General features: G+C 36.8%; 4 protein-coding genes and 1 pseudogene. All 5 read left to right on the top strand.

Translation table 11 applies throughout. From position 1 onward, the window contains the following. Window positions 1–59 precede the first annotated feature (59 nt). Window positions 60–1,310 carry a bifunctional folylpolyglutamate synthase/dihydrofolate synthase gene (locus AC1DSB_RS13910; protein WP_477586910.1) on the top strand — a complete coding sequence of 417 codons (1,251 nt, stop codon included), beginning with the start codon at window positions 60–62 and terminating at the stop codon, window positions 1,308–1,310. An 82-nt stretch (window positions 1,311–1,392) separates the two neighbouring features. Next, complete coding sequence (locus tag AC1DSB_RS13905) at window positions 1,393–3,105, top strand: sensor domain-containing diguanylate cyclase (RefSeq protein WP_477532838.1); 1,713 nt, start codon at window positions 1,393–1,395, stop codon at window positions 3,103–3,105. A 131-nt stretch (window positions 3,106–3,236) separates the two neighbouring features. Further along, complete coding sequence (locus AC1DSB_RS13900) at window positions 3,237–3,764, top strand: prepilin-type N-terminal cleavage/methylation domain-containing protein (protein WP_477532839.1); 528 nt, start codon at window positions 3,237–3,239, stop codon at window positions 3,762–3,764. After that, the gene (locus AC1DSB_RS13895) at window positions 3,761–4,222 is read left to right on the top strand and encodes a PulJ/GspJ family protein (RefSeq protein WP_477586909.1); all 462 of its coding nucleotides are present in this window, start codon (window positions 3,761–3,763) and stop codon (window positions 4,220–4,222) included. Before AC1DSB_RS13900 ends, AC1DSB_RS13895 begins: the two co-directional genes overlap by 4 nt. A 14-nt stretch (window positions 4,223–4,236) precedes the next feature. Continuing rightward, window positions 4,237–5,309 (top strand): annotated as a pseudogene (locus tag AC1DSB_RS13890) (hypothetical protein); the annotation flags it as partial.

The following is a 5,309-nucleotide window of genomic DNA, read 5'->3' as shown; positions in this document are numbered from 1 at the left end:
ACCCTGCCTTTATTATGAAGGTGGGGTTCTTTTCTCGTTTATAGAAAGGAGATGTAATTATGATTCCGAAGTTTAATGAATACAAAGAACGTTTTCAAATGGAAAGCAAAAACACAATTGAGCCAGGGCTGGATGCAATCCGTAATGCATTAGAAAAAGTAGGAAACCCTCACTTGAAACTCAAATTCGTCCATGTTGCAGGGACGAACGGCAAAGGTTCGACCATCAGCATGATGAATAGTATGCTTCAGGCACACGGAGTAAAAACGGGATGTTTTTATTCGCCTTGCTTCATGGATGTACATGATCAAATTCAGCTGAATGGGGAGTATATTTCACCAATTGACTTGAGTGAGGCTTTTAGTCTTGCAAAAGAAGCGGGACTCAGCGGAATGCTGACGGATTTTGAATTATTAACAGTTCTTGCATTTCTGGCATTCGAACAATTTCAACCTGATGTTGTACTGTTGGAAACGGGGATGGGGGGCAGGTTTGATAGCACGAATGTCATTACTCCACTCATTTCAGTCATTCCGAGTATTGCAATTGAGCATGAACAATTTCTAGGAAACTCAATTGAAGAAGTGGCTTCTCATAAAGCGGGAATCATTAAACCAGGTCGTCCAGTTGTCATTGGTCCAATGGAAGAGCCTGCTGAACAAGTACTTATAGAAGAAGCAAATGAAGGCAATTCTCCACTTTGGAAAATAAATAAAGATTTCACTTTATTGAATGGATTGTACCAAGACAATGAAGGTCATGTATTCACGAATATGATTGTTCCACTCAAAGGTTCCCATCAAGTAAATAATGCAGCGCTTGCGATTCGAGCTGTACTCCATGTAGCCAATTCGCTCCAAGTAGAAGTGGAAGAAGAAACCCTTCGAAATGGGTTGAGTAAAACATTTATTCCAGTACGATTTGAAAAAATTACAGATCATTTATATTTCGATGGAGCACATAATCCGGCAAGTGCTCGTGCTCTCGTTGAAACTGTGAAAGAATACTTTCCAGATACACCCATTCATTTTTATTTAGGCAWGATAAAAGGAAAAGATGCCAAAAAAATATTGCGTATTTATGAAGAAATTTCATCAAAATTTACTTTTGTGGATTTCGAAGATGAGCGCGCAATGTCCGCAATCAGTTTGTCGAAAATGAGCGAATCGACTAACGTAACAATGACGAAAGACCTACTAGAATCATTGCGAATTACAATTTCGGAAAAACAAGTGACTATAGTATCGGGTTCGCTCTATCTCTTGTCTAGCTTGCGTTTGGAGGCTATTCAAGTGTTTAAAATTATTTGAATATTAAAGATGACAAAACTTTCTAATTTTGATAGGATGTATTTAGTACTAGATAAATTGAACCATTTTGAAAGGGGCGCATATGGACATTTCTAAACGAACACAACGCTTGATTTGGGCCATATGGGTTCTGGTTGTACCATTTGGCACTTATTCGATTTACCAGTTTGCAGAGCCTACTGAAATTAATTGGCCAATTTTATTGGGATATACAGCTCTGGCAATAATAACGACATACTTTCCGTTTAAAGTAGCTGGAACAACCGTTTTCTTAGTTCAATGGATCAACCTTGCCATATTTTTGAAATATGGAGTGTTTGTTGAAATGTTGGTCATGCAATTGGCAATTATTCCACTGGCCATACAACTCAAAATCGGGTTCAGCGATTTCTATCGAGCACTATTTAACTCATTTATGTTTTTCATAGTATCGGTCATTAGTGGCGTTTCTGTCATTTTAATGGGCTATGATATTGGTTCGATCGAGTTAAAACATATTCTTTTATTCGGTTTTCTCTATCAAATCATTAATACTTTTTCTAATCATGTAATTTTGCACTTATATCTGGTTTTAACAAAGCAAGAACACACCGGCTTCTTTGGAAGAGATTCACTTTGGGATTATGCAGGTTTAGTCGTGACATTCCCATTCGGCTTTACTCTTTATTTGCTAAATGAATATGTTGGACCAGTTGCATTCTTACTATTAGGTATCCCATTCTTAATCATTACATTCCTAGTCCGCTTATACAGTAATTCCGAACGCGTCAACGAAGACTTAAACCAAGCGACTGAAATAGGACATGAGCTGGCAGATCGACTCAGCAATGATGCAATTATCGATTTATTCTTATCAAGAATCAGCAAAATGTTACCAGTTGATTATTCTTATATCATTGATATAGACCAAGACCAAGATAATATGTACTTCTTAAAGTCGAAGGAAAAAGATATCAATGTAGAAATTTTGCAAACTCACGAAGAATTACTAAAAAGTATAGCTGGAATTGTCTATAAAAAAGACAAGTCGATTCTTTTCAACAAACAAAAAGAATGGCGTAAGTCAGGATCGGATTTTCTTCCAACGGATACAGAGAGCATCATTTCTGTCCCAATTAGTCGGAATCAAAAAATGGAAGGAATTCTGGTCATAGCTTCAAGGAAAAAATACGCATTTGAAACTTATCAACTTCAGATTATCAGCTTGCTATGCTCCTATTTTGCAGTATCTCTTGAAAAAGCTCGATACGTACAAGATGCAGTATCTAAAAGTGAACGATGCGGCCTAACGAAATTATACAATTACCGGTATTTAGATCAGCAACTCGAAACCAATATGAGCCAATTGCTAAATGGAGAGCTTCGTCAATTATCATTATTGATGATGGACATCGACCACTTCAAAGCCATCAATGATACGTATGGACATCAAAGTGGAAACGATATTCTTTTTGGACTGGCAAGATTGTTGGAAAATGAACTTGGGGACGCCGGGATCATTGCTAGGTATGGCGGAGAAGAATTTGTTATCATCTTACCAAACTACTCCAAACAACAATCACTAGCACTTGCAGAAGAATTACGTGAGAAGATCGAAACCACGCGTTTTGAAATTCGGACAGACCTGGAAGATGAACCCGTGCTGTCCTTTGTCAACATAACAACAAGTATCGGTGTCTCAACTGCACCAGAAGACTGTGACGATGCCATGGCATTGATTCGTAATGCGGATAGAGCGCTATATATTGGGGCGAAACGAGAAGGACGTAATCGTGTTGCGGAATATGTGAAATAATGAAGAGAGCTGATCTATTCAGCTCTTTTTTCCTAGGATAGAATAGGCGAGTAAATATAGTATAAAAATAATGACAATTCTACTAAAACAATACATAATACGTATAAACAACATGAAATGAGAAAAATTATATGAAACTATTTCCAAATAAATCCAAACAAAATGGACTGACACTCGTGGAAGTTCTGGCAGCACTTGTCATAATGGGAATTGTTTTCGTGGGTATCATGACTGTGTTTCCACAAATGACTTTATTTAATGCGAAGACGGAGACAAAGTTGGATACGATGAATATAGCGCGGCAGGAAATTACGGAGTTTATTGAAAAGAGCAAAGGGAAATATATTCCCCATACTTCAACAAAAATAATTCCTTTTGAACAGATTAAACCTATTATTGAATTGCAATTTGAAGAAACGACAACAATAACTAATGGCCACGTAATTACAGATGACCCGGCAACTAATAAAGACGATTACAATTCATTCAAATTTAATAGCACAGTTGATTCAGGCGAAGAATTTAAACTCGAAATTCAAGTATTCGATGTGCCTGATCTTTCAGGAACCATTTCTTTATATAAGACCATTCTTAAAATTTATACGCTCGGAGGTCAATTGAGTAGTGAAACATATGGCTATATTGAGGTGACCTCATGATCAAATATATTAAAAATAATAACGGCATAACACTCGTGGAATTAATAGCGGCTCTAGCCTTAGTTTCGATGGTAGCTATATTAATTATGACAACTTTGGGAATCGGCTTTAAGCATTCAATAGCGGAATCCAATAAGACTTCCGCTCAACAGGAAGCGAATTTAATTGTTTCGAAATTAATGAACCAGCACCGTAAAGGGGATTGTTATTACATTAAAGTGGATTCAGGTGGAATTATGATTGCTCCTGTATCTTCTACATTATGTACAAGTACAACTGAGCCACCTGCCAGTTCATTCAAGCCAGTTTCAGATACTCGTTTCAATGTGACTATGACAAGTGTAAATCAAATGATTAACCCAACGAAAGATGACTACACATTTGCTGCTGCAGTGAAATATAAAAATGCGACCTACAAAATAAACACGATACTTACGAGATATAAAACAACTAATTAAAGAGGAGGATTCAATTGAAGTATGTAAAAAACCATAAAGGTTATGCTTTGTTACTTGTCCTCCTTTTAGTTGTTGTTTTTGTTGGTTTATCAGCAGTATTTGTTGCCGCATCTTTTAATAATGCCAAGCAGGAAAGTACTGTCGACGTCCGCAATCAATCCGTTGTCGCAGCCGAAATGGGTGTGAAATATAATATCAACAATCTAAAGAATGAAATAAAAATATTAAATGAGGATTATAAGAATTTCATGAATACCAGTCTGACTACTTTAGTGAATAAAGCAACGGCAGTTACCACTGCAAAGGATAATAACTTACCACTCCCTTCTGGAATGTCTACTGCCGCATGTAATGTCTTTTATTCCAATGCACACATTAATAACTGGATTGATTGTGAAACGAAAGAAATAGAAAGAGCCGGCGTTGATATGTATATGTCCGAGGTTAATCGGGTGTACGCAGACTTAGCTCCCCAAGAAAATAGAGTTGACTCAAAAACGAAATATGAGTTAATGCCACTTTCCGTAAACCTAGAGTTTGATCAAGCAACTCGCAAAGTTGCAATACCTCTTTCCGTACAAGGGAAACAAAATACTTCAGTTAAAACTCTGAAAGCTAAATTGATTGTAACCATCCCGGATCATACATCCGAAACGAATGATATTGTAATCAAAACGATTTTAAGTGAAAAAGAAACGGTCGATCGCATTTTCGTTCCGCCAAATGACAATACGACCATTTGTCCTACCCAAGCTAGTGAAATGACTTCAGGTGTCTGCAAATATACTGGCACCAATCTTGAAAGTTATTTAGCTAGTTTGCCAGATCCTTCGAAAGTAAGTATCAAAGTTGAGGATTTATGTTATGCAGTAAAAGACAAGACCAAATGTAATTTGAACATTCTAGATGGTAGTGGCGGAACAGTATACATAAAACCGTCAAATCAAACGGTAAATGTAGATAATTTAAATAATTTAGAAGACATTTCCATGTACGTGGATGGCGACTTAATCATTAAAAACAGTAATTCAGCAGATAACAATACAATCGTCAGTCGTTCGTACTCATTCGTCGTTCGTACTCATTC

It is taken from the genome of Paenisporosarcina sp. P4_E4_2 (genome assembly GCF_056401595.1).
Note: the sequence above shows the minus strand (reverse complement) of the source record. Positions and strands in the feature narration are given on the sequence as shown.

Coding starts and splice junctions, on each gene's coding strand:
- AC1DSB_RS13905 (WP_477532838.1), top strand. CDS start 1,393: ATGGACATTTCTAAACGAACACAACGCTTGATTTGGGCCATATGGGTT.
- AC1DSB_RS13900 (WP_477532839.1), top strand. CDS start 3,237: ATGAAACTATTTCCAAATAAATCCAAACAAAATGGACTGACACTCGTG.
- AC1DSB_RS13895 (WP_477586909.1), top strand. CDS start 3,761: ATGATCAAATATATTAAAAATAATAACGGCATAACACTCGTGGAATTA.